Source organism: Microbulbifer variabilis, assembly GCF_023716485.1.
Taxonomy (GTDB): Bacteria; Pseudomonadota; Gammaproteobacteria; order Pseudomonadales; family Cellvibrionaceae; genus Microbulbifer; species Microbulbifer variabilis_B.
The window spans coordinates 1,635,137-1,658,004 of the sequence record NZ_CP092418.1 but is presented as its reverse complement, the minus strand read 5'-3'; the positions used below and the strand labels follow the sequence as shown (position 1 = coordinate 1,658,004).

Sequence of the window (22,868 nt, the reverse complement as noted above, 5' to 3'; positions counted from 1 at the left end):
CCCGAAACTTAGGCCGCCGCCAAATTACCGCTGAGAGATGCCTCGCGCGCCGCCCTAGCTTTGCGGTAACGCTTATCCGCCACGGCAATGCCACCACCAATAGCCATTAGCAAGGCACCCAACCAAATCCACACCACAAAGGCCTTGTACTGCAGGCGCACGGCCCAATCCCCACTGGGATTACTGCGGTCCAATGGCTCGCCGAGGGCAACGTAAATATCACGGAATAAGCCAGTATCAATTGCCGCTTCGGTCATCGTGTTGCCGCCAGAGAAATAATTGCGCTTCTGCGGGTATAACTCTGCAACCGGCTTGCCATTCTTGCTAACGTGAATCACGCCCTCGAAAGCACGGTAATTTGGGCCTTGTGCCAGGCGTACTCCACCGAAATCAAAGTCATAGCCAGCCACCTTGTGGCTATCGCCAGCACCCATACGCAAATCTTCTTCCACGCTGTATACGGTCGTTAACACTACCCCCAGCACTGCCACTGCCAAGCCTATATGGGCAAGATGCATCCCGTAGTAACTGGCGCGCTGACGCTTAAGGCCGGCGACAAAAGATTTGGCATTGCGGGTTTTGGAAACGATATCTGCAAGGCTCGCGCAAAATACCCAGGCGCCAATAAAGAGGCCGAGTACCGCACCCCAGTGGTAATGGTCAAAGGCCAGAGGCCAAACCAGAGCCACCACCAGGGCTGCCAGGAATGGCAGGCGCCAGGCGCTGAGAAGCTTGTCCCAGCGACTGTCTTTCCAGTTCGCACGCACCCCCATCCCTAGCAGCAGGCAAAGCACCACCATCAGGGGCACAAAGAACAGGTTGAAGAAGGGAGGACCAACACTGATTTTGCCCAGGTTCAAGGCATCTGCCACCAGCGGATATAAAGTGCCAGTCAGCACCATCGCCATAATCAAGATCAGCAGGATATTGTTACCGAGCAGGAAGGTCTCCAATGAGCGGAAGGAAAATACACTGCGAGCACTCACTGCTGGCGCACGCAGCGCAAACAACAGTAAGGAAATCCCCACAACCACCGCCAGGAATCCGAGGATAAAGCTACCGCGCAACGGGTCAGTGGCGAAAGCATGCACGGAAGTAATCACCCCGGAGCGCACCAGGAAGGTACCCAGCAAGCTTAAACTGAATGCAAAAATTGCCAGCAAAATTGTCCAGCTTTTAAACAAGCCGCGCTTTTCCGTGACTGCCAATGAGTGCATTAGTGCGGTGCCCACCAACCAGGGCATCAGCGAGGCATTCTCCACGGGGTCCCAGAACCACCAACCGCCCCAGCCCAATTCGTAATAGGCCCACCAGCTACCCAGAGCGATTCCAAGAGTGAGGAAAGCCCAGGCGACTACCGTCCAGGGTCTGGCCCAACGAGCCCAAACCGCATCCAAATGCCCGCCCAAGAGCGCAGCAATGGCGAAAGCGAAGGCGACAGAGAACCCCACGTAGCCCATATACAATAGAGGCGGATGGAAAATCATCCCTGGATCCTGCAGCAGCGGATTCAGGTCGGACCCCTCCATAGGCGGGAATGGCAAAGTGCGATCGAAGGGATTAGACGTCAATATAATAAAGAGGAAAAAGCCGATCAGTACCATACCCAGCACTGAAAGCACTCGCGCTAACAGCTCCGGCGGCAACTGGCGGCCAAATAGCGCCACAGCCGCAGCCCAGCCTGCCTGGATCAACAGCCACAGCAGAATAGAGCCCTCGTGACCACCCCATACCGCGGTGATCTTATAGTAAATCGGGAGAATACTGTTGGAGTTCTGCGCTACATAGTTAACGGTGAAGTCGCTCTGGATAAAAGCGACCGTCAGGCAGACATAAGCGATAAAAACAAACGCAAAGACGCCCAAGGCCAGTGGCCTGGCGGCCTCCATCCACAGGGGGCGTGCACTATAACTGCCAGCTATTGGCAATATCGAAAGCGCAAGAGACAGCAGCAAGCCGACTATCAGCGCAAAATGGCCCAGTTCAGGGATCATATCTTCGCTCCATCGGTGCAGCCTTCGTGGGAAACCATACTTTCCGCAACTTCAGGAGGCGTGTAGTTTTCATCGTGCTTGGCTAGTACCTGATCGGCACGCAAGACGCCACTGGGCATCAGCTGCCCGCTAATCACTGCAGCTTCACCTTCCGCAAATAGGTCCGGCAGAATCTTATCGAACACGACCGCCAGTTCCGCCTCACCATCGGTAATAACAAACTGAACATCCAGGCTGTCTTCCGCGCGCTGAACACTGCCCGGCACGACACAACCACCGGCGCGGATGCGCTTCTCAAAAGGCACCTCACCTGCGGCAAATGCGCTGGGAGCATAGAAATAATCCATATTTTCTCGCATCGCATAGGTGACAAAACCTACTGCGGCACTGGAAAGGGCGACCAGAACAAGTACCAGGATCAGACGTTGCTTGCGTACGGGATGCATTGTTTAGGTGAACTCCATAAGTTTTTGATCTTATCTGCCCGGCCGCTGTAGCCACCGGGCGAAAAACCCTATCAATTACCAGCTAGGCTGGCTCTTCCATATCTGCCTGCTGCGCCTTAGCCTTGCGCCGGCGCTGTGCAATGCGCTGCTGCTTAAGCAACTCCCGCTGTAGACGCCGCCGCGCCAACTGTGGGTAGAGAACTAAGGCTGCGAGGGCCGCAAAAGTAACAGCAAAGGAAATCCACACATAAATGCCGTGGCCATCCATCGCCAGAAAGTCTGCAAAATTGGCAAATTGAAACTGCACTTTACTTCTCCCCAGCTAATTCCTGCTGTACCCATTGGGTTTTCATCTCGCGGCGTAGTATCAACGCGCGAGTATGCATAAGCAGGGTCCAGGCATAGGTACAATAGAAACCGATAATCATTACCAGCAGCGGGTAAAACATACTGGGATCGATACTGCTGGATTCTGTCAGGCGGATAGTTGCCGGCTGATGGAGGGTGAACCACCAGTCTACCGACTTGTAAATAATTGGGATATTCACCGTCCCGACCAGGGCTAATAGCGCACTGGCTTTGTCCGCCACCTGCTCGCGACTAACCGCTTGGGACAGCGCCATCACACCGATATAAAGAAACAGCAGGATCAACATCGAGGTAATCCTGGCATCCCAAACCCAGTAGGTGCCCCAGGTGGGCTTTCCCCAGACCGCGCCAGTAAAAAGGGATATAAAGGTGAGTACCGCGCCGATTGGGGCCGCTGCGCGCATCACCGCAAAGGAGAGTTTCATCTTCCAGATAAGGCCTATGGCGCCGCTGATTGCCATAATGTAATAGCCCGCCAGGGCCAGGAAGGCCGCCGGCACATGGATAAAGATAATACGGTAGCTGTTGCCCTGCTTGGCATCCTCAGGGGCAAACCCCAGACCCCATACCGAACCCGTCACCAACAAAACAACGCTGGCCAATGCCAGCCAGGGCAACCAGCCACTGGTTTTTTGATAGAACCAACGCGGTGAACCCAAACGGTGAAACCATTGCCAAGCCAAGAAGACCTCCGAATCAATTATCCAGGCTGATACGTATTGCTCCCGCTGCCGCCAGTGGTGCCAGGGCTGCGGCAGCAGCCAACAGTGCGGCCAGAATCGCCAGCTGCGCGCTGTAGGCATAGCCATCTATTGCCGCCTGCACCGCGCCGGTGCCGAAGATTAGCACGGGCACATAGAGTGGCATAACAATTAACGCCAGCAACAACCCTGGGCGGCGCAGAGCCACAGTGAGCGCCGCACCTATGGCGCCGATCAGGCTGAGGCTCGCGGTCCCCAGAAACAGCGACACGAACAAACACAAATACCCTTCAGAGGGCAGATTCAACATCAACGCCAGGAGCGGAGATAAAAGTGCCAGTGGCAGGCCCGTTGCGACCCAATGCACCAGGGATTTAGCCAATACGGCAAAATACAGGGGCTGGGGCAACAGTGCTAACTGCTCCAAAGTGCCATCTTCAAAGTCCCCACGGAACAAACTCTCTTGAGAGAGCATGGTGGCAAGTAGCGCCATCACCCAAATCATTCCCGGCGCCATTTTCGCCAACAGTTCGGGCTCTGGTCCCACTCCCAATGGTAAGAGGGCGAGAACTGTTACAAAAAATAATAGTGGGTTGGCAATATCTGCTCGCTTGCGCAATGCCAGGAGCATTTCAATTTTAAAGAGCGCCACAAAGCCTGGAGTAGCGCGTGCTCCAACGGACTGTAATTGGACATCAGTTAAAGACATGCTCTCCCCCCATATCATTAAAAGATTCCTCAACTGCATAGTCAGACAAATCGACAAAGTCCAAGCCAGGCAAGTTGAGAGGCTGGTGGGAGGTCAGAAGGAGAGAGCCGCCACATGCAAGATGGTCAGCCATTTGTTTTTCCAGTGCCGCAACACCGGTGACATCCAGAGCGGTCAGAGGCTCATCAAGAATCCACAAGCAGGGCGACAAGGGAAGAAAGAGTCGCGCCAGCGCCACTCGGCGGTTCTGGCCCGCCGATAAGCTGCTGCAAAGAGCACCCTCAAAGCCGAATAGATCAACCCTGTCCAGAGCCTCCATCGCCGAGGTCTCTGTAGCCCCATACCAAGTAAGGTTTTCCAGAGGCGTAAGACCTCCCCGAACCCCACCGCGGTGGCCGATATACAAAAGGGACTCACGCATAGCGCGCAGTCCCTTGGGAAAGGGGCTATTGCGCCATAGAATCTCCCCATTGAAATCACTGGTGCTACCGATCAGGGTACGTAACAGTGTGGTCTTACCGGCACCATTACTTCCCTTGATCTGGATTGCCCCACCGGCATCCAGGGAGAAATCAAGACCCTCAAACAAGCGCCGGCCATCTCGCTCACAGGCGAGGTCGCGCACTTGCAATACAGCTGGGGACTTGGGAGTCACAGACATTGCTTGGATTAAACCACTCTGATGAAAATCTGAACGGCATTATACCGGCACTTGTGCTAATTGCATGATATTCAACGCTCCTGACCTCACTAACTTGATCTCAAGCAAGAATCTTAAGGAATTCAGCGGGTTTTTTTACGCCAGTATTGGCCCCATGCACAAGCTCTGATATTTTCCTGAGGGTTGTGAGTTGGTACCCAGTACCACCCCTCATAGGAATTCGAGGGAGACTCAGTAGTCAACATCAACAAAAACTTTTGATGTAACCCGGTGCTGAATAAAAACACCGGACCAGCCTGTAAGGACACACAATAATGACTAGCCTAGCTATGGATGCCAAACGCTGGCTTGATACCAGCGCCATTAAAAGCGACGATACCTTAGTCAATCACCAACCCTTCCCATTCTTTGTAGCCAGCGACGTTTTAACCAAAGAGATGATGCCTTCATTTCTAAAGGACTTTCCCCAATTAAAAGGGGCCGGCTACCTCCCTTACGAGAAACATGAATGTGGAGACTCCATCAATACCCTGATTGAGGAATTTACCCATCCAGAATTCGCCGATGCGATTGGGGAAAATCTAGGAATAGAAAAACTCTCCCAGTATCCAACCTATGTATCTATCAGCCGTACCCTGAAAAAGCGTCACGGCAGAATTCACACCGACGGCAAATCGAAAATTGCCACGGCCTTACTCTACCTCAATCCTGAGTGGACGCTGGATGGCAACGGCTGCTTACGCTTCCTAAAGCGCATTGACGACTTCGAAGATACCGTCGCCCCAGAAGTTCCCCCTTCTTACGGAACACTTGCTGCTTTTAAGCGCGCCGAGAATTCCTTCCATGGCCACCTCCCCTTTGAGGGACAGCGCCTGGTTATTCAAGTTGCCTGGCTGGTAAGCGCTGCCGATAAAGAACGCAAAGCCAAGCGAGGAAAGTTTTCTTACAAACTCAAGCAGTTGATGGGCTGGTTTGGCGGCAAGAAAAAAGAAGACAAGGAAGATACGGTTACACAAATGTAAATTGTTCTGGCCATTCATGTTTCACAGAGGGTTCTGGCCTATGGCCGGCACCCCCTTCCTACCCAACCCCAAAATTAATTCCCATTTTAGAAATCAGCACCAGAGATGGTTTAAAAATACCAAAAACCCTCAGGGTAAAGCTCAATGACCGGCTGTTGGCCACTTGATTTTTATCAACCGAAAGAGACGAAAGAAAGTAGGGGAGATATTTATAACGCAGATCCAGCTTGCGTCAATTAGCTGGTACTAATGCAAACCAAGCATTAACAAGAAAGAGTGCAAAGGCGAAAAATTTAATTGTGCGGCGAACCCTGTTAACGCTCTTATATCACCTACATCAACCTGACAGACACCGCACTATCCTAAGACTATTGGTTAATTGTTTTTTAACTAGGCATCAAAGTCGTAATCCATTAATTCTCGACTTAAGCGTCTTTCCTCCAGTTTATCCTCAACCATGCGACGAGCATCCCGTGGCGGCTGAGATGTAGCTTGCCTTAGTACTTCATTTGCAATTTGTGGAATATCCACATCATCAAAAACCATGTGCTTTTCGTTTACGTTAACACCCATACGAAACTCCATAATCTTGATCCGTGAAAGCAGAAACATCCTTATCGCACTTTACGGTGCATTGGCAGATTAGCGATGCCAAACAATCCTGGTCAAGCAGAAATTTACAAGACAACTATGACAGGTTTACTGCAGAATCTTTTAAAATTCCGTCATGCAAAATCATCCGCGAATTAACCCATTAAATGTTACAAAGCTAACAAGATAAGTTGAGAAAATTACCAAGAATTGCCGAAAGTGAAAGAGAAGAGAAACTGCGGGAAGTGCAGTAACCCTGTCGCCGTCATGTTACTTCAAGTGACAAGGTTCAAATTTTTAGCGGTTTCTGGGAAAGTAAGGGGACACTCTCAGATAGACAGAGAAGATAAACACGACATGACATTTGTCCTCGTAACAGATAGAATGGCCGCCCTTCGCAACCAACTGCGATCTGCCCCCGTCGGTTAACAGGATAAACCACGGACCTCCTAAGTCCGGACTGGTGGTTCGAGTCCACCCGGGGGCGCCATTAATCACTCCCCCGCAACGCATCAACTTTACTTCAACACCTCTGCCAGCTTATGAAACCAGAGCTTTAGCTGAATGCATAAAAAGCGCCAGAAAAAGCCCCGCCAGAAGAAGACCACCCCAAAACATCCTAGCAGAGCGGTTTATATTCCTGCCTCGCTTCGCCTCTTCCCTCGCCGCCTTCGTCATAACTCAACTCCCTTTGTTGCGCACTATCGGGCAACAATAGCAGCTCCTCCTCAAAACAGCACGCTTAGAGGCCTCCCCAAGCCCCTCTCCCAAACAAGCAAAGCCCGGGCTGAGCCGGGCTTGTATCACCTTAGTTAGCTGATAGGCGCTACTGTTTCTGCTTTTGCTTCTGCATATTATTGTTACCGCTGCCATCATTAGTGCCATTGGGGGTTGTGCCTGGATTCGTAGTGCCATTCGGGCTGGTACCTGTATTATTAGTACCGCTACCACCCTGCATATTCATCATCTTATTATCAGACTTGTCCTTGCCGTGATGACGCCCCATTTTATGCCATTCATCCTTAAACTTGGCCCAAAAAGACTCCTTCGGCGCTTTGGTACAAGCCGTAATAATCATCGGTGTCACCTTTTCAGTGCCATCGATATCCAACATGTCACCCTCTTCCTTACCACGCTTTGAGTAAGCTGAAGCCCAGTACACCGCCTTTGGCTTAAATTCATCGTCAATAGCCAGGAAGTCGGCACAGGTCCAGTCCTTTGCTGGCTTCTTGGGATGTTTGTCTGCCAGGGCAGCAGAAGCAGCAAGACTGGCAATTACCAAGGGAAGGATGAAATGCGTGCTTTTCACAATAAAATCTCCAAGGTTTTCAGGGGCATTACCCCGTGAATTGACAGCAGGTAATATGCAATCCGCTCGCTTCCCAGGAGCAGACCAAGCCGACACCGACTGGTCACTTTGGGCTGTGCGCAATATAGCGAGTTACTACCTTACAGGCCTCACTCCAGCTCCATAACAGCGGAAACACTAGCCAAGGCACCTCGTGAAAGACTACCTGACCCAATGAAAGGATAGACGCTTTTTTCATTTTTTGGCGTGCCATTCAAAGAACCGTCGGAAAATTCTCTTGATCTCTCAGCTACCTATTAACTATCTCTGCTCCCACCCAATCATTTCCCTCTTGCTCTTTCCCAAGCAGGGAAATTCCAATCCAGATAAACCAGACGATCTGGCTTACGCCAAATATTTCCTTAAAAATTTCCTCTGGATAAATAGTGGCGACACCTGCAGTACCAACGATCAGGCCAACTAGATTCAGGTATATTGAAAACACTCTCGCTCGCAAAGCGACTGAACTTATTATGAGTACCCAGAGGCCACCCACCAACTCATTGCCACCCCCCAGGCTTTCAACCATCAGGTAAATCACACCCCAAGCTTCAAAAGCCTTATCCGGGCTGAGCTCCATCAATCCAATGGCATAGGCAAGCCCAATATTGGCAATCATACCGCTAGCAATTACCAATCCCACCCAGATTGCCCCAAACAGCGACGCCAAAATGGTGAGTCCAGCATTTTTATTTTTTAGCTCTTCATATAAACCTACTACCAAACACCCCAACAAGACAGCAAAGACTAAATACATCAATGTGTATACAATATTAAAAAGCAATTGACTTTCCTCCAAAAAATTCATCTTTTCAGCAGGGCTTCCGGCGGACGGGAAAGCCCAAAATAAACCAAAAAATATAAAAGCAGCGATATAGATTAGCCCCATACCTACGGCCGAAACTCCCGCAATTCTATTCATACCCTCTCCTCTAACTGGAAACTGATTTAAGGAATTACTTTACCAATTTATGATGCCTAACGGATCAAGAATATCTTCAATTATGCGGCCTTCAATAATCACTACCACAATCCCCAACGCACTAGAAGTTCAAGTGATCGCAGAACCTAGCCTTTAAGCCAAAGGTAGAAGGTGTCCCTTATCACTAAGCTGAAATTAATGTCAGAATTCTTTAAGAACCCCAAAGAGATTTCTATTGATGTCCACAATTCAGATACAACAACCAGCTACCAGCAAATAAATTAGCCAGCCAAGAAAGTAAAATGGGATATTGGAAATTCAAAAAAGAAGAGGAAGGATCGATAACAGAATTAGCAGCCTTGAAACAATATAATTTGATTGCAAATGATTACACACAATGTAAGAGATCACTTTATAGCAAGCCAGTAATAAGTGGCTTGCTATGGGGTGTACTTCTCAATTTTTTACTGAGCGAGCCTGTACTTTCTGGCAATAGCTCTAAACTGCTGCATATAAATAGTTCGAGCGGGCTGATAAGGAGGTAACCACTTATCAGGCCCTCGGCCATTCCGGCTCAGGCCGTGCCCCTTGCCAATCAACCAGGTATTGGCCGGGTCTTCAGCAAAGATCCTACGTTGCTTGCTACTCCAGCCCCTCCCGCCATGACGAAGAGCCCACGACTCAGGAACAACCGATTCAACATCCAGATCGGAAGCCTGTTGAATAAACTTGCCGCTATAGGGGTCCATCCACAAACCTGAGGCCACCTTGCAGCCATCTTCTCCGCCCAGTGTGACTGGAGCCAGGGAAAGGCGGACTAACAACTTATACCGATTGCTTTCACAATCCTCTGAAGCCTCCCCTTCTATAGGCCCCGCCAAATCAGATGACGATTGCAATGTACCCTCATTACAACCAACAATTACAAATATCAATACCATGGATATAATACGTAGGAACATCAAAAAACAACCCGAAAAAGTAACAACACTTCTAAACGCTTATCCTAATAAGTATACAATTTTCTGATAAGCCAACCTACCAACAAAACCTACAATTTTAATTAAAATATTCCACCACCTTCTATTTACCCACCAGAAACACCCTTGATATAGTTAATCCTTCCGCCAAACTTAATTACCTCAACTTCCCTATCAGATAAGTCATTCCTTAACCATATCGTTTTATTACGGCTAAGATTCTTAAGCTCCAAATACGTATTGTCACCAGTGAGACTCGCAAGATCAAAAAACTGAAGTCTATCTCCCTCACCAAAAAACTGATAATCACTCTCATTCCCCATGGTCAATATCAATACTCCGTGATCAATAAGGTTTTTCCTATAGGGCAAAGTAACACTTTTAGCGATGACGCAACGAACACCTAAATAGCGCAAAGTAATTGCCGCATGTTCTCGTCCAGATCCATAGCCCAAATTGTGCCCCGCTACAAGAAATAGATCCTCTTCAATTTCTCTCGCTCGCTCATAAAAGGAGTTATCAATTCTGGAAAAGGTGTGGCGACTCAATTCTGGGATGTTTGACCACATTGGCAATACCTCAGCACCAGCGGGAATAATATCATCCGTAGTGACATTATCCTCTACTTTCAATATAACCGGCCCATCAATCACGCTAAGCATTTTCTCCATAACCGGCAGTTTTTTAATATTGGGCCCTTTTTTTAACTCCACTTTTACGGGAATTTCTTGCGGGGCCCCCATCAGCGGTCGCATATCCAACAAGGTTTCCGGCTCTTCATAAACGGGATAATCCATCTCCATTTCTCTGGGGTCTGTAATTTTCCCAGTGAGCGCACTCACAGTAGCGGTTTCTGGGCTGCACAAATAAACCTGGTCCTCTTTGGTTCCTGAGCGGCCAGGGAAGTTGCGCGGTACCGTTCTGAGGCTATTATGACCACTCGCCGGGGCCTGCCCCATCCCAATACAACCACCACAACCGGTATCATGTAAGCTAGCACCCGCCCCTATTAACCTCTCGAGATCACCGCTCTGGATCAGGCCATGTAACACTTGGCGCGAGGAGGGGTTTATATCAAAAGACATATTATCTGGCACATGACGACCACTCACTATTAATGCCGGTATAGAGAAGTCACGTAATCCGGGGTTTGCCGAAGACCCTATATAGCTCTGGGAGACTGGTCTACCGCTAACTTCTTTAACTTTCACCACCTTATCTGGTCGCGAAGGGCAAGCAATCATTGGCTCGAGCTCGGACAGATTAATAAAGGCCTCTTCATCATAAGTAGCACCTTCATCAGCGCTCAGCTCCGTAAAATCTTCCTCTCTAGACTGCTGGCGAAGAAAAAACCTAACTTGATCATCAGCCGGGAAAACACTGGTTATAGCCCCCATCTCATGCCCCATATTGGCAATAACATGCCGATCCATAGCGGTTAGGTTTTTTAATCCGGGTCCGTGATATTCAACAATCTTATTCCAACAGCCACTAGCGGTGTATCTACGTAAAAGCTCCAAAATAATATCTTTTGCACTTACCCATGACTGCAGATTACCCTCCAAATACACCCCTAAAACTTTCGGCATGACCAAGGTGAGTGGACACCCTATCATCGCTAAAGCAATCTCAATTCCCCCTGCGCCCATTGCCAGCATGGAAAGTGAACCTGCAGCACAGGTATGACTATCAGCTCCAAGCATTGTTTTGCCAGGAATTCCAAAACAAGACATATGTACAGGGTGACTAATTCCGTTTCCGGGGCGTGAATACCAAAGTCCAAATTTTCGACAGGCGCTCTCCAGGAAAACATGATCATCCCCATTTCTGTGGTCTGCCTTCAGAAGGTTATGATCTACATACTGCGCACAAAGCTCAGCTTTTACAGATCTAGCCCCCAGAGCCTCAAGCTCTAGCATGACCAATGTACCCGTGGCATCCTCACTGAGAACCTGATCAATTTTGAGCTGCAAAACCTCCCCTGGAACCATTTTTCCACTAATCAAATGACTCTCAATCAACTTTTCAGCAAGATTTAACCTGCTCAAACCACTACCCGCTTCCGAGAAGACTAATTGGAAATAACAAAAGTACTCTAATTAGATATTAATCTGCTTGAATAGAAATTAGCAGCTCTGGAGAAAATTAAGTAAAAGGCGAACCTCTAATGATATTTAAAAGATAAGCCATGTGAAATTTTTTAAATTAAAATTACAAATATAACAACCCATTCAGCGGCTATTATCTAGAACCAGAATCCAATAAATGGGCATTACAAGCACAAAATAATTTACAGCTTCACCCAATCAAAACAATCAGCATTCATCAACGAAATCAGAAATAGAAAACCATTGCAATACCGTACTTAAATATTTAAAACCATAAACTTATAAAAAAGTCTCAACAAACCTCCACTTCCTAACTTAAGAAAAAGATCATTATTCTATTTAACCTTAAGAAGAAGGCTTATAAAGAACCAAACCCCAAGAAGAACAAGCGTTCAACTACTGGCCAACAATCAGTTTGAAAGAGCCTGAAAATCAATGTCATAAAAAAACTTTATATAGGCTGACCAGCCGGCCAGTAAAGGGCAAAAAGAAAGTATCCAACACAATCTCGGCATCCAAATCAAGAGCCAAGTGCAACCCCTACATCCTCATCGAACATACAACCACTATTGCATACTTAGTCATACACAAGACATTCCTCTAATAGAAGTAGATTACCGTTTATCCAGCCACTTAATGGTATCTGGATACACTTCTGCTACTATTGGCTGGAATAGTACAAAACTATCATTTGATGATCATAAGAAACTTCTTTAGCCTAGATTTCCACACGCATTTAACCAGTATCTCAATTTTTAACTTAACGAGGATTTTTATATTGAAATATTTGCAGCTTACTAGCTTTACTCTGATGCTACTTTTAATGGGATGTTCTTCAGATAATTCTGGAGATCCTAGCCCTGGTGTAGGCTCAGATAAGGATAAACATGGATGTATAGCTTCAGCTGGCTACCTTTGGTGCGCAAAAACAAACGCGTGTGAACGCCCATGGGAGCTGGCAGAGAAGGCTGATTTTCCAAACACCTCAGATGATTTTGAAGAGTATTGTGGTAAGTAAGAGTGACAGTAAAATATTCGCTGACCCTCAATGCCACGCCAAGACTTATTTCTTTAACCCCTCAAGCTACCAACCAAGACAAATACCTCTGCTGATGTAAGCAGGTGAGGTAACAAACCTGCTGTAGCCTCAAACATCTATTGGGAGTTTCACACTCACAGGGAATCGGCTTGTACTATTTACCAGCCTGCTCATTCTGGAACTGAGCCACCCAATTGTGAGGCCAGACTAAACAAGCTATAGCGTCTGGAGGGTAGCACTCTGTATATTCCTGAATGATAGAATTGCTGTTGTACTGCATGTTCTTTACGGTCTCATAGCTATATTCGAAAGAGGCTCTCCGCTAGTTGGCATCAGCTAAATTCTTACCCTTTTTTTGACTCAAAAAGTTCGGGATGCTTATTCTTCCAATTGTTGATTGTTTGCTGTGTTGCCTCAAAGAATTGGCCTAGCTCTTTGTCAGCCAGAACCAATTCAATGAGCTTTGTGGCCTGCTCAATCAACCGCTCCAACTTGCTATCAATGCGCTGGAGCCTGGTTTGAATGTCGCCCTTAAACTCAACTATGTGTTTTTGCCCCAGAACGTGCATAGCTGATTCATGCTGAATTGCCTGGGTGTTGGCGGTTATCCCTTTCTCAACATAAGAACCCTACATGAAAAAACCAGCCACCAATAAGATAATGCTGGCAATTTGGGTAATAATTATGCTTTTGCTAAGATGCCAACATTCTGCTGCTTGGGTCATAGGATTTACCAAGCAGAATTAATTTTCTACGAAATTTGATTGATAGAAGGTTTGCTTTGAGGGCAAAAGGGACTTCGATTATAGCCCTTTAAGTGCCCATATTTCGACATCCCTCGCTTTAAAAAAGGTCCAAAATCTAAAAATTTATGTCCAAAACTTAAAACCAGCCAAGCGATATCCAAGAAAATTGTTCATGTTAGAGCAAGGTTATTTAGTTAGTATAAAAGTCTACTCATGCCACCTAGTGGTGCTTTTACAAGGAGAGTCACTATGCCATTCGCAGAACCATGGAGAAGATACTGTTCTGGAGACTTTTTTTATGGGTTTTCGGGAAGTAGAGCGAGGCTAATTCAACAGCTAACGCAAAGAACCATGCAGGATTTTGCCAGCAAAAACACGGTCGCATGGCTTGATCAATTACTAACCGGCACTGCTGTACACGATTGTCATTACTTAAATGAAGACTTTAATAATTTCTGTCGTAGTAAAGAGAAATATAAATGTGTTGTATCAGATGATTCCAGTACAGAGCCACCCCAAACAGGGGAGGAATCTGAAGACAACAAAAGGTTCAGAAGAAAAAGTAAAGCTGGAATCGAGTTCTTAGTAAAACACCATCACTTCATACATTTTGCAATAGACTATGATATGGATTGGAATGCCGTAATTACTAAACCAGGACAAGGTGAAGGTTTAGTAGAAGCAAAATTTCCATTTGAAAGAAAAACAATGTATCAGTATGACTTCGGTAATGGTTTAAAAAACCGTGTAATTACATATGCAGAAATTAGATTTATCTATAGAAACAGGAATGACGCAGATTTCATGAAACGAATACAGTTTTGGTATCAAGATGCCGCTAACTCTGATAGCGCGTTCAGTCCTGAAGCCCCTCCTTGGGAAAGATACCCTGAAATCTGGGAAAACTATAAACCAAAAAGTGAAGCTTGATTAACTGACAACCCTTAAAAATCACTATTTATAATTTGTCCGTCTGAGTACCATGCGTTTTATCATATGAACGCATGGCACCCATTCCGAGCATGGCCGCTATCATCGAGAACAGCGCACCAGTTTCTAGTACTAGCGGTGGAGTCACCCCTGTAAGTATTGAACCCTTAGCACTGTAGAGGGCCCAGACCCAACACAGCAATGGATATAAAACAAACTGATAAGCGAAGGCCAAGCCCCCAACCCATCCAATCCAGGGACGCCAGCCAGCGACAAATATGCTTTTATGCCGGGCTTCGGCTTTGTTGACCTCCAGCTGTCCGAGAAGCAATTGAATTTGAGTATTTAGCTCTACCAAGCTGCCCCTTTGCTTGAGCTCCTTCAGCTTCTGTACTTCCCCAGCACATTTAACCGGGTCAGGCCATATGCGCTCAATAGCCATTGTGCCTGCATCAAAAATTGCTGTTAGTGGATCGTAACTCCACTCTGTGAGGCAGGTGCGCTCGCCTGGCATAGATTCAAGGTCATCCAGGTGAAGGAATCGTCCTTTTAAATGCTCCCTTCTGTTTTACCCCTATACCGGTGAAGTCTTCCTCCTGGGCTATTTGGATTAACCGATAGGCTCCCCCTAAAGCTACCTGCACATCGACAGCCTGCCTGGCAGTATGAGTCATGGTGGCATTAACATGGGCGTTGTGTACGGGGCAGCAGCAACCGGAATTAATGACTATTGGCTTGCCATGGCACTCCCTGACTTTAATCAGGCGATTGAGCGTTTCATCTTTGAAATGGTTTTTGTCACAACAACAGGTGAACTCCGGCTCTGTGAAGTAGTCTTTTTGGGACATTGGCAGTCTCAAATTTTAGGCATAAAAAAACCGGCTGGGGGCCGGCTTAAGAAAGGATGAACGGTCGCTGCATGAAAACCAGAGCAGCTATGGGTATAGTAACCCCCGCCCACACACACTGTCAATACATACAACTGTAAATTTATACAGCTGTATGTATTGACTTAAGTTTCAACTCGCCAAACTGGCACAAAAAACCCCGCATTCAGGGAATTTCGGGACATTTAGCTAAGGAATTTCGTACTTATCCCAGTATGGGGCTTCTATATAGTTCTGACAAAGAGAAAGTCAAAGGTATTCTACTTGCCAATATGGCACCACATTAACTTTTATCGCTTATTAAACTGCCAGCATAGGTTTACCGCTTGACATATTAACTTCGCCTTACATTAAATTTTGCATCGCCGCCTAATCAAAAATGGAGAGGACCAATGAGGGCCTACCCGATAATTTTTGCATTAATAATTAACTTATTTTCTTCAAGTAATACATTCGCCAATAAAAGCATGGATAACGTATTAGAGGATTCGAATTATAATTCGCTAAAATCCGTTTCCGAACGCTCAATAGCCAATGAAGATATTTCTCGCTCAGACTTAGTTCAACTCACAAATAGAGCGCAGTTTCAAGTAGAAGAATCTGACGCATCCATACAGGCAGATTTATCTGTTGATGGTCAATCAGTAAGATTTATTACGGAAAAATCTCAGAGTAACCCAGACTTTCTTAACATAACCATCAGGGTTGCTAGCGCGAACTACAACATAGAGTTAGATCTGGAAAACTCCGAGTATGTAGTGTCTGGTTATGGCTCAAAACTTGGTATTGAAGGAAAACTACTTATTGCCGCCATAGCTTGGAAAATGGAAGAGAATAACTGGCATATATCCGAAAACTTATACAAATCCAAATCATACAGGATCGCCAACTGGTTCTCTGAAATGCCAGCAGGAATGATAATGCATACTATTGACTCAAGAATCAAACCAGAAAAGGGCGAACCAGACTCTTATAATAGACAATTCATTGTACCAAAAATATAAGTATTAGCTGGATTAGTTCAGACATGATCTGACAGTTACCGGTTTTTCAGGAGGTGCTCTATCAGGTTAAGTTTGAACTACTACAGATGAGCGAATATTAGTATGAAAAGTGCTATGTCCATTTTATCGGGGCAAGATCACTACTGAAGAAGGATAACCGGCATGGGGTTTTTATAGAGTTCTGACATAGAGGGGGTTAACCTTATCCCCCCCATTTTGGAAAAAACTCTTAATCAATCTCAGAAGAGTTACTTACTACCTTAGATCCAGTCTATGATAAATTCCATTGTTTAAAGCACTTGTTGTCCCATTACCCGCCCAAATCTGAGTATGAGTAAGGTGTAAAGTTGTAAAAGAGGTTACCAAACTCACCACTCCGTTATCATCAAAAACGCCTGAGGTTAGTGCTGAAATATCCCAAATCGTACTATCATAAAAAGAATGAGTAGTCGCAGAATTTATTCCATCCGCATTATAAATCTTAACGTCCCCACTCGATTCATGCCTAAATGCCGTGACCAAGGAGGGCACCACCGAATTATTGTAACGATTTGCCTCCATATCACTAACGGTCCACTGGGAACTTGAGTAGAAATACCCATAATTAACAACAGAGCTTGTACCTTCACCTCGGTAGATCCTTGTCCCAAATGAAGACTTATAAGCCGTAATAACCTGGTCTCTACCAACACCAGAAAAATCACCGGAAGTCATTGCAGTTATATCCCAGTTATTGATACTGTAGAGACTACCTAAATTTAATATACTTCTAACCCCATCGCCTCGAAAAACCTTAGTTTCATCAGAGTTCATCTTCAAAGCAGTCACTACCTCTGAAACACCATCACCATCAAAATCACCAGAGGTCATCGCGGATACTTTCACTCGCCCACTTGAGTAAATGAGGCCATAGTTCAGTAAGCTAGAGTCACCATCTCCACGAAAAACAATCGTGTGCCCAGAGCCGTCAAGCTCAAATACAGTTATGACCTCATCCTTACCTCTTTCCGAAAAATTCCCAACAGCAAAATCAGTAACATTAAGATAAGGAGATATATAAAGGACGTCTTTTAGATACCTACCCTGCCCGCCTATTGTTCTTACAACCTTACTAAAAGTGCCATAATTAAAGGCAACCAGCAATTCATCCACCCCATCTCCATCAAAGTCGCCCGCGGCTGTAGCGACAACCTCCTCGCTATCAATCTGGGCCCCATGGAAGTATTTTTGCCCTTCATCAACAAAAGTACTTTCATCCCCGCTCCCACCCAGATTTGCTGTCAGATTAATATTTTCAGATGTTTTATATGGAAAGGTTACAATGTTATTTTCAACAACATTGTCATATGAGGACTGCTCACCATTAACAGAATTATGCCAGCTAGATAAAAACGCCCTCTGCCCAACTCTATCTGCGTAATTATCATATATACGATTATCACTACTCCGATCTCTAACTCTGATCGGATCACCAGAGACCAAGTAAAAATAGTTGTCATAAATTTTATTGCCTACACTATCATGGGCGAGATAGACCGCATGAAGCAAGGATTCCTGAGAAGATATATTTTCCGCCCTATAAAACACATTGTTATATATTGAATTATTATCTGAATTTACAAAATCGACTACGCCATACCCTTTGCAGTCACCAGGACAATTAGATACATCAAAAAGAGTCCCAATCTCTATGAAATAGTTATCATGTATATGGTTACACCCATTCCAAGTTGTTGATCTATTATCCCTCCCACCATTGAGAAGAATTGCATAGCTAGCGTAGTGACTTATAGTTAGACGGCTTATCTCTACATTAGTACACTCTCCAACTCCCACTTCTAGCCTAAAAAATACAGCATTCCCCTCCCCCTCAAAAACAGGCTTTTCATCACCGTAAGCAGTTAATTTCAACTTAAATTCACGCGATGTTTTAGTCCAAGAAATAGTCTCACCATAATAGACTCCCCCCCTAATGAAAACAGTAGTATCTCCGTCACTGAAATCGACTAGATAATGCACCCTGCTCAAGGTTTTGACGGGATCAGAAAGAGAAAGCCCTGAATTTTCATCATCCCCATCCGTCGCCATGTAAATAATTTTTGAGAAACCAATCAAAGGGAAGCTAACAAACACCCAAAAGACCGCAACCTGAAAAAGAAAAAAAGTTTTCACAATAGCACCCTAGTGTTATCTCTTACTTTACTAACACATACTTCCATTTAGCCTAATTGATTTACCTGCCAACAGACTCACATCAAGAATGATAGCAACAAAGTTACACTCGAAATTAAACATCCACATTAGATATAAAATTAGATTTGACGCCGCTTTAAGGAAGCTGCTAAAAATGGGCAAGTGCTCGACATAATTAAGGGTCAAGCAACCTATCTTGCCAACCCCAAATCCTACGACATTCTCGACCCCACTGACCTTTATTATACCTAAGCAAATGCGGTTCCTGACGAAGATTAATTCGTCTCCCTGTTGCACCACATAAAGTAGAAGGTGGCATACCCAGCAAGTCAGCGATTGGTATGCCACGAGAACAACAGTTACCCACCTATAAAACACTTGGTGCTGTCGCCTGCTGCCCCGATTTGCAATATGTATAGTGAATTAGATTTATCCATGCCGAGAGTAATACAAATTAATATGGCGAGGGATGTGGAATGGCATCAGCCTTAATATCTAGAAAATTTCTTAGCATACCTCGTTGACATAAAGTCGAAAGATTCACAGACTATAAACATAGTAGTATTTATCGAATGATTTAAGAAAAAGGCTTTCCTCATCAACGACAAATAGACCCAGGAGCCGTGAGTTGGCATAGCCAGAAGATCGAGGCTTGAAGTACTTGAAATAGATGTAAGGTTTGATAGCAACACATAATGCTAGGTCGAAGCCGAGCTGCTCTCTATCTACGACCATCATTGAATAATTGCCTGTTAAGGAGCAAAGCGGAGGCCTGACAGGGGACTGAAGATTCTTGAAACGAAAAAGCCCGGCATCAGCCGGGCTTTAAAATATGGCGGTGAGGGAGGGATTCGAACCCTCGATGCCTTTCGACATACACACTTTCCAGGCGTGCTCCTTCGGCCACTCGGACACCTCACCAAATTGTCACCCTCCGCGAGGGTAATCCTCTTTTCAGAGGAGCTCTCTCTTTAGCAAAATCTTCAAGGAAATCAGGAAGATAGCTGCCGTCTCATCGAGAGAGCGCGCACTTTACCCAAATGTTTCCGGTTGTGCAAGTACTAATTTGCTTTCCACTGTGAAAAAAAATCATCCACTTGTAAATCCGGTGCCTGGCGTGCCGCTTTATCGGGGGTTCCACAGTAAATAAACCCATCAATACGTTCATTTTCAGCCAAACCCAAACCTTGGGCAACCTGGGGATTATTGGCTAATGGTCCGGTGCGCCAGTAAACACCCACCCCCTCGGCATAAGCGGCTGTGAGCATTGCCTGCACCGCCCCTGCTGTGGACATATGTTGCTCCAGATGGGGAACCTTGGGGTGTTCCTGTAACCGTGTAATTGCCACAATAATCAAGGGGGCGCGCAGGGGCATCGCCAAGGTGCGTTGACGCTGAGCTTCAGTTAGAGGAACACCTTCAGACTGCTCAGCCGCTTTTAGAAATATTTCCCCAAGGCGCTCGCGCTCTTGGCCCTCTACCATTAGAAACCGCCAGGGGCGTAGGCAGGCGTGATCCGCTGCACGCAGTGCTGCGCGAAAGATATTTTGCCGCTGCTGCTCATTGGGTGCAGGCTCGACCAGCTTGCCCGTTGAAACTCTATTATGCAGGGCGGTCAGGGCATCCATCGTTCTCTCCATTTACTGACTGAGCGCTGAGTGTACCCTAACCCATCTGCGCAGCGCATACGTACGCCCCACATAAAAACCCTGTACAGGCATCGGTTTTTTAGCAATCTGGCTTTTGTAGGAGTACACTTCGCCCAGTAAATCACTGCGCAACCACTCGCTCCCAGAACTTTCCGGGACCAATCTGTGGCCTGCCCGCGGTTTGTTTATTACTGCTTAACGGACAAAAAGATAACCACAAATGCAGGACCAGCTTGAGGGGAACAAAGGGCGAAATATCAGCCCGCATTACTCGACTTATTTTCGCTGCCTAATTCTTTTTGCGGCTGCGGGAACCCTGGTAACTGCAATCGAGTGGTCATCTTCTTGGCAACCAGACAAACTGCTCAATGTTGGTGCAGCGGCTTTTATGCTGGTTTATTGCACTTTTGCTCAATTCATACTCTACAGATCCCGCGATAAGAAGGCTTATAAAACCCGTCGCATCCTGAGATTTTCCGATACCGTATTGGTAGGCATTACCGTTGCCCTGGCTAATTTCAGCATGCTGCCATCTCTGTTATTCATTACGATGGTTCAACTCAATGCGCTTTCCCTGGGGGGGGGGCGCCAGTGGTTTGAGCACAACACCGGCCTTTTAGTCGGCGTGGTACTGGGTTACCTGATGCACAGGCCGGCATTATTGATTAACGCCGACCTCACCATAAGCACCATGAGCCTGATTGGTATCCTGGTCTACCTCTGTGCCTATGCCTTTTTTACTCACCGCCAGATTGGCAAGCTCAAGGAAGCCAACCACGCCCTGGCAACAGAGCAGCGCGTAAGCAAGGTGCGCTCTTACAAACTCTCCAAGTATTTGCCACAACGCCTGTGGCGCTCCGTAACCACCGGCGATGAAGAAGCACTGACTACCCAGCGCAAGCTGCTTACGGTGTTCTTTTCCGATATCAAAGATTTCAGCCAGTTGACCGAAGAGCTCGAAGCGGAAACCTTTACCCTCCTACTCAACAACTACCTCTCGGAGATGGCCCGAATCGCAGGCCAGTATGGGGGCACCATCGACAAATTTATCGGCGATGCGGTGATGGTGGTCTTTGGGGATGATGAAAGTAAGGGCCCCAAATCCGACGCCCTGCGCTGTGTGGCTATGGCTTTGGCGATGCGCAAGCGGGTGAGGGAAATGAAGCAGGAGTGGTACAACAAAGGGATCTCACGCCCTTTGCAGGTGCGCATGGGCATTAACACTGGCTATTGCACCGTGGGTATCTTCGGCACAGCCAACTACCAGTCTTACACCGTAATGGGCACCCACGTGAACCTGGCTTCCCGCCTGGAAGGCGCAGCACAGCCGGGGGAAATCCTGATTAGCCATGAGACCTGGGCAATGATCAAGCACACTGTTATGTGCCGGGACAAAGGGCATATTACGGTGAAGGGCATCAGCACCCCGGTTAAAGTCTACCAAGTCACCGACTTGCGCAAGAATCTCGGCGGACAGCAGAGTTACCTGGAGGAGCACGCCCCAGGCTTTTCTATGCACCTAGACCTGGATAAGATTCGCAACTACGACAAGGTCAAGGTACTGCAATCCCTGGAAAAAGCCACAACCAGCCTTAAAAGCAAAGTAATTATCTGAGCTTAGGGACCCGTCACATTGTGGTATGCATTCTCATTGCCAGGTTCCCCATGATCCAGGCAGTCCCCAAGACAATAATCAGTAAAATCAGCGTTGAAAAAAGGATCAGAGCCAGGTTATCCCGCCCTTCCTTTTGCGTTGTCACATTCAAGAAGCATTTGAGCTGTACCGCCAATTGGGCTACCCCAAGCAAACCTACCAATATAAGTACACTCTTGTATTCCTTACCCAGAGCCAGTACTGCCCAGAATGCAGCCAACGTAAACACAACCGACAGCACATACCCGGTAAGATAGGTGCGCAAATGTGCGGAAAAACCGGATTTTTCAGCCATAGACCCAGCCACCAAAATAAACTACTGAGAAAATCCCAATCCAAATCAAATCCAGGAAATGCCAGAACAGCGCCAACCGTAAAAACCGCAACTTCACCAAATCAGTCATGCCAACTGTAAGTACCTGTGCGATCATGACCAACATCCACAGGCAGCCAAAGCTGACATGTAAACCATGTAGGGGCACCAAACCAAAGAAGGCTGATAGATAGCCGCTGCGCTGGGGCGTCCCTCCCTTGGCTGCCATTTCAGAGAAATCGAGCAACTCAAGAGTTAAAAAGCCCAGCCCCAACAGTAAAGTCACCACCACCCAAAACAGGAAACTGCCCTGGCTGCGCTGGTGCTTCATGGTGATAGTGGCTATCCCCACAGTGAGACTGCTGGTGAGTAGCAACATGGTCTGCGCAAAAAGGCTGCCGAAATCAAATAGCTCCCTGGGACCAGGGCCGCCTGCGGTCGCACCAATCATGGTGATATAGATAGCGAAAACGACCCCGAAAAAAATCAGGTCGCTCATCATAAAAACCCAGAATCCAAAGATCACCATATCCGGGTCTTTATGAATGGCTCCAGGGCTCTCTCTCATCCCCTTATTTAGCGCTGATGAATTCCCGTTCATC

At 46.7% G+C, this 22,868-nt stretch carries 23 protein-coding genes and 2 tRNA genes; 6 read left to right on the top strand and 19 right to left on the bottom strand.

Annotated features, from left to right (window positions below):
• Positions 1-8 precede the first annotated feature (8 nt).
• From MJO52_RS07470 to ccmA, 6 genes are all read right to left on the bottom strand, one after another.
• Positions 9-1,994, bottom strand: coding sequence for a heme lyase CcmF/NrfE family subunit (locus MJO52_RS07470; RefSeq protein ID WP_252085319.1), 1,986 nt, complete (start codon positions 1,992-1,994; stop codon positions 9-11).
• On the bottom strand, positions 1,991-2,440 hold the full coding sequence (gene ccmE / locus MJO52_RS07465; RefSeq protein WP_252085318.1) for a cytochrome c maturation protein CcmE: 450 nt from the start codon (positions 2,438-2,440) through the stop codon (positions 1,991-1,993). The genes MJO52_RS07470 and ccmE overlap by 4 nt, the downstream gene beginning before the upstream one ends.
• 82 nt (positions 2,441-2,522) lie before the next feature.
• Positions 2,523-2,747 (bottom strand): heme exporter protein CcmD, encoded by a 225-nt coding sequence (ccmD, locus tag MJO52_RS07460; RefSeq protein ID WP_252085317.1) that lies wholly within the window; start codon positions 2,745-2,747, stop codon positions 2,523-2,525.
• Position 2,748: 1 nt separating this feature from the next.
• On the bottom strand, positions 2,749-3,492 hold the full coding sequence (locus MJO52_RS07455) for a heme ABC transporter permease (RefSeq protein WP_252085316.1): 744 nt from the start codon (positions 3,490-3,492) through the stop codon (positions 2,749-2,751).
• A 13-nt stretch (positions 3,493-3,505) separates the two neighbouring features.
• A complete protein-coding gene (gene ccmB, locus MJO52_RS07450; RefSeq protein ID WP_252085315.1) occupies positions 3,506-4,219 on the bottom strand; it encodes a heme exporter protein CcmB in 714 nt (237 codons plus the stop codon).
• Complete coding sequence (gene ccmA, locus MJO52_RS07445) at positions 4,206-4,880, bottom strand: cytochrome c biogenesis heme-transporting ATPase CcmA (RefSeq protein WP_252085314.1); 675 nt, start codon at positions 4,878-4,880, stop codon at positions 4,206-4,208. Before ccmA ends, ccmB begins: the two co-directional genes overlap by 14 nt.
• Positions 4,881-5,194: 314 nt before the next feature.
• On the opposite strand from ccmA, the gene MJO52_RS07440 reads away from it, so the two are divergent.
• Positions 5,195-5,902 carry a 2OG-Fe(II) oxygenase gene (locus tag MJO52_RS07440; protein WP_252085313.1) on the top strand — a complete coding sequence of 236 codons (708 nt, stop codon included), beginning with the start codon at positions 5,195-5,197 and terminating at the stop codon, positions 5,900-5,902.
• Between the two features lie 390 nt (positions 5,903-6,292).
• Here MJO52_RS07440 and MJO52_RS07435 read toward each other — a convergent pair whose 3' ends face one another.
• Positions 6,293-6,475: a PA3496 family putative envelope integrity protein gene (locus MJO52_RS07435; protein ID WP_252085312.1), complete on the bottom strand. Its 183-nt coding sequence runs from the start codon at positions 6,473-6,475 to the stop codon at positions 6,293-6,295.
• Positions 6,476-6,907: 432 nt separating this feature from the next.
• Between MJO52_RS07435 and MJO52_RS07430 the strand changes: the two genes are divergently transcribed.
• Positions 6,908-6,983: transfer RNA gene (locus tag MJO52_RS07430), tRNA-Arg, on the top strand.
• A gap of 336 nt (positions 6,984-7,319) precedes the next feature.
• Here MJO52_RS07430 and hdeA read toward each other — a convergent pair.
• The 4 genes from hdeA to MJO52_RS07410 all read right to left on the bottom strand — a co-directional run bounded on the left by hdeA (position 7,320) and on the right by MJO52_RS07410 (position 11,791).
• Positions 7,320-7,802 carry an acid-activated periplasmic chaperone HdeA gene (gene hdeA / locus MJO52_RS07425; RefSeq protein WP_252085311.1) on the bottom strand — a complete coding sequence of 161 codons (483 nt, stop codon included), beginning with the start codon at positions 7,800-7,802 and terminating at the stop codon, positions 7,320-7,322.
• Between the two features lie 289 nt (positions 7,803-8,091).
• A complete protein-coding gene (locus MJO52_RS07420) occupies positions 8,092-8,763 on the bottom strand; it encodes a hypothetical protein (RefSeq protein WP_252085310.1) in 672 nt (223 codons plus the stop codon).
• A 464-nt stretch (positions 8,764-9,227) separates the two neighbouring features.
• Positions 9,228-9,725, bottom strand: a complete 498-nt coding sequence (locus tag MJO52_RS07415; protein ID WP_252085309.1) for an HNH endonuclease — start codon at positions 9,723-9,725, stop codon at positions 9,228-9,230.
• Positions 9,726-9,850: 125 nt separating this feature from the next.
• Complete coding sequence (locus MJO52_RS07410; RefSeq protein WP_252085308.1) at positions 9,851-11,791, bottom strand: aconitate hydratase; 1,941 nt, start codon at positions 11,789-11,791, stop codon at positions 9,851-9,853.
• Between the two features lie 838 nt (positions 11,792-12,629).
• Between MJO52_RS07410 and MJO52_RS07405 the strand changes: the two genes are divergently transcribed.
• Positions 12,630-12,869: a hypothetical protein gene (locus MJO52_RS07405; protein WP_252085307.1), complete on the top strand. Its 240-nt coding sequence runs from the start codon at positions 12,630-12,632 to the stop codon at positions 12,867-12,869.
• 365 nt (positions 12,870-13,234) lie between these two features.
• Here the strand turns inward: MJO52_RS07405 and MJO52_RS07400 are convergent, their stop codons facing one another.
• Positions 13,235-13,459 carry a hypothetical protein gene (locus MJO52_RS07400; RefSeq protein ID WP_252085306.1) on the bottom strand — a complete coding sequence of 75 codons (225 nt, stop codon included), beginning with the start codon at positions 13,457-13,459 and terminating at the stop codon, positions 13,235-13,237.
• 426 nt (positions 13,460-13,885) lie between these two features.
• Between MJO52_RS07400 and MJO52_RS07395 the strand changes: the two genes are divergently transcribed.
• A complete protein-coding gene (locus tag MJO52_RS07395; RefSeq protein WP_252085305.1) occupies positions 13,886-14,566 on the top strand; it encodes a hypothetical protein in 681 nt (226 codons plus the stop codon).
• A gap of 28 nt (positions 14,567-14,594) precedes the next feature.
• Here MJO52_RS07395 and MJO52_RS07390 read toward each other — a convergent pair whose 3' ends face one another.
• Positions 14,595-15,080, bottom strand: coding sequence for a 3TM-type holin (locus MJO52_RS07390; RefSeq protein ID WP_252085304.1), 486 nt, complete (start codon positions 15,078-15,080; stop codon positions 14,595-14,597).
• Between the two features lie 10 nt (positions 15,081-15,090).
• A complete protein-coding gene (locus MJO52_RS07385; protein WP_252085303.1) occupies positions 15,091-15,414 on the bottom strand; it encodes a D-Ala-D-Ala carboxypeptidase family metallohydrolase in 324 nt (107 codons plus the stop codon).
• Between the two features lie 431 nt (positions 15,415-15,845).
• On the opposite strand from MJO52_RS07385, the gene MJO52_RS07380 reads away from it, so the two are divergent.
• A complete protein-coding gene (locus MJO52_RS07380; RefSeq protein WP_252085302.1) occupies positions 15,846-16,457 on the top strand; it encodes a hypothetical protein in 612 nt (203 codons plus the stop codon).
• A gap of 255 nt (positions 16,458-16,712) precedes the next feature.
• Here MJO52_RS07380 and MJO52_RS07375 read toward each other — a convergent pair whose 3' ends face one another.
• The 3 genes from MJO52_RS07375 to MJO52_RS07365 form a co-directional block, all read right to left on the bottom strand.
• Positions 16,713-18,629 (bottom strand): hypothetical protein, encoded by a 1,917-nt coding sequence (locus MJO52_RS07375; RefSeq protein WP_252085301.1) that lies wholly within the window; start codon positions 18,627-18,629, stop codon positions 16,713-16,715.
• An 854-nt stretch (positions 18,630-19,483) separates the two neighbouring features.
• Positions 19,484-19,571 (bottom strand) — tRNA-Ser (locus MJO52_RS07370).
• Positions 19,572-19,711: 140 nt separating this feature from the next.
• The gene (locus MJO52_RS07365) at positions 19,712-20,278 is read right to left on the bottom strand and encodes a nitroreductase family protein (protein WP_252085300.1); all 567 of its coding nucleotides are present in this window, start codon (positions 20,276-20,278) and stop codon (positions 19,712-19,714) included.
• Between the two features lie 241 nt (positions 20,279-20,519).
• Between MJO52_RS07365 and MJO52_RS07360 the strand changes: the two genes are divergently transcribed.
• A complete protein-coding gene (locus tag MJO52_RS07360) occupies positions 20,520-21,914 on the top strand; it encodes an adenylate/guanylate cyclase domain-containing protein (RefSeq protein ID WP_252085299.1) in 1,395 nt (464 codons plus the stop codon).
• A 13-nt stretch (positions 21,915-21,927) separates the two neighbouring features.
• On the opposite strand, the gene cyoD is transcribed toward MJO52_RS07360, so the two are convergent.
• Both cyoD and MJO52_RS07350 read right to left on the bottom strand, forming a co-directional pair.
• Entirely contained in the window at positions 21,928-22,248 is a 321-nt protein-coding gene (gene cyoD, locus MJO52_RS07355) for a cytochrome o ubiquinol oxidase subunit IV (RefSeq protein WP_252085298.1), read from the bottom strand.
• On the bottom strand, positions 22,241-22,867 hold the full coding sequence (locus tag MJO52_RS07350) for a cytochrome c oxidase subunit 3 (RefSeq protein WP_252085297.1): 627 nt from the start codon (positions 22,865-22,867) through the stop codon (positions 22,241-22,243). The genes cyoD and MJO52_RS07350 overlap by 8 nt, the downstream gene beginning before the upstream one ends.
• Position 22,868: the final 1 nt, after the last annotated feature.

What these genes read in the sequence shown, in the direction of transcription:
- MJO52_RS07470 (WP_252085319.1), bottom strand. Translation starts at nt 1,994, where the DNA reads ATGATCCCTGAACTGGGCCATTTTGCGCTGATAGTCGGCTTGCTGCTG.
- ccmE (WP_252085318.1), bottom strand. Translation starts at nt 2,440, where the DNA reads ATGCATCCCGTACGCAAGCAACGTCTGATCCTGGTACTTGTTCTGGTC.
- ccmB (WP_252085315.1), bottom strand. Translation starts at nt 4,219, where the DNA reads ATGTCTTTAACTGATGTCCAATTACAGTCCGTTGGAGCACGCGCTACT.
- ccmA (WP_252085314.1), bottom strand. Translation starts at nt 4,880, where the DNA reads ATGTCTGTGACTCCCAAGTCCCCAGCTGTATTGCAAGTGCGCGACCTC.
- MJO52_RS07440 (WP_252085313.1), top strand. Translation starts at nt 5,195, where the DNA reads ATGACTAGCCTAGCTATGGATGCCAAACGCTGGCTTGATACCAGCGCC.
- MJO52_RS07435 (WP_252085312.1), bottom strand. Translation starts at nt 6,475, where the DNA reads ATGGGTGTTAACGTAAACGAAAAGCACATGGTTTTTGATGATGTGGAT.
- MJO52_RS07420 (WP_252085310.1), bottom strand. Translation starts at nt 8,763, where the DNA reads ATGAATAGAATTGCGGGAGTTTCGGCCGTAGGTATGGGGCTAATCTAT.
- MJO52_RS07415 (WP_252085309.1), bottom strand. Translation starts at nt 9,725, where the DNA reads ATGTTCCTACGTATTATATCCATGGTATTGATATTTGTAATTGTTGGT.
- MJO52_RS07400 (WP_252085306.1), bottom strand. Translation starts at nt 13,459, where the DNA reads ATGCACGTTCTGGGGCAAAAACACATAGTTGAGTTTAAGGGCGACATT.
- MJO52_RS07395 (WP_252085305.1), top strand. Translation starts at nt 13,886, where the DNA reads ATGCCATTCGCAGAACCATGGAGAAGATACTGTTCTGGAGACTTTTTT.
- MJO52_RS07390 (WP_252085304.1), bottom strand. Translation starts at nt 15,080, where the DNA reads ATGCCAGGCGAGCGCACCTGCCTCACAGAGTGGAGTTACGATCCACTA.
- MJO52_RS07385 (WP_252085303.1), bottom strand. Translation starts at nt 15,414, where the DNA reads ATGTCCCAAAAAGACTACTTCACAGAGCCGGAGTTCACCTGTTGTTGT.
- MJO52_RS07380 (WP_252085302.1), top strand. Translation starts at nt 15,846, where the DNA reads ATGAGGGCCTACCCGATAATTTTTGCATTAATAATTAACTTATTTTCT.
- MJO52_RS07365 (WP_252085300.1), bottom strand. Translation starts at nt 20,278, where the DNA reads ATGGATGCCCTGACCGCCCTGCATAATAGAGTTTCAACGGGCAAGCTG.
- MJO52_RS07360 (WP_252085299.1), top strand. Translation starts at nt 20,520, where the DNA reads ATGCAGGACCAGCTTGAGGGGAACAAAGGGCGAAATATCAGCCCGCAT.
- cyoD (WP_252085298.1), bottom strand. Translation starts at nt 22,248, where the DNA reads ATGGCTGAAAAATCCGGTTTTTCCGCACATTTGCGCACCTATCTTACC.
- MJO52_RS07350 (WP_252085297.1), bottom strand. Translation starts at nt 22,867, where the DNA reads ATGAACGGGAATTCATCAGCGCTAAATAAGGGGATGAGAGAGAGCCCT.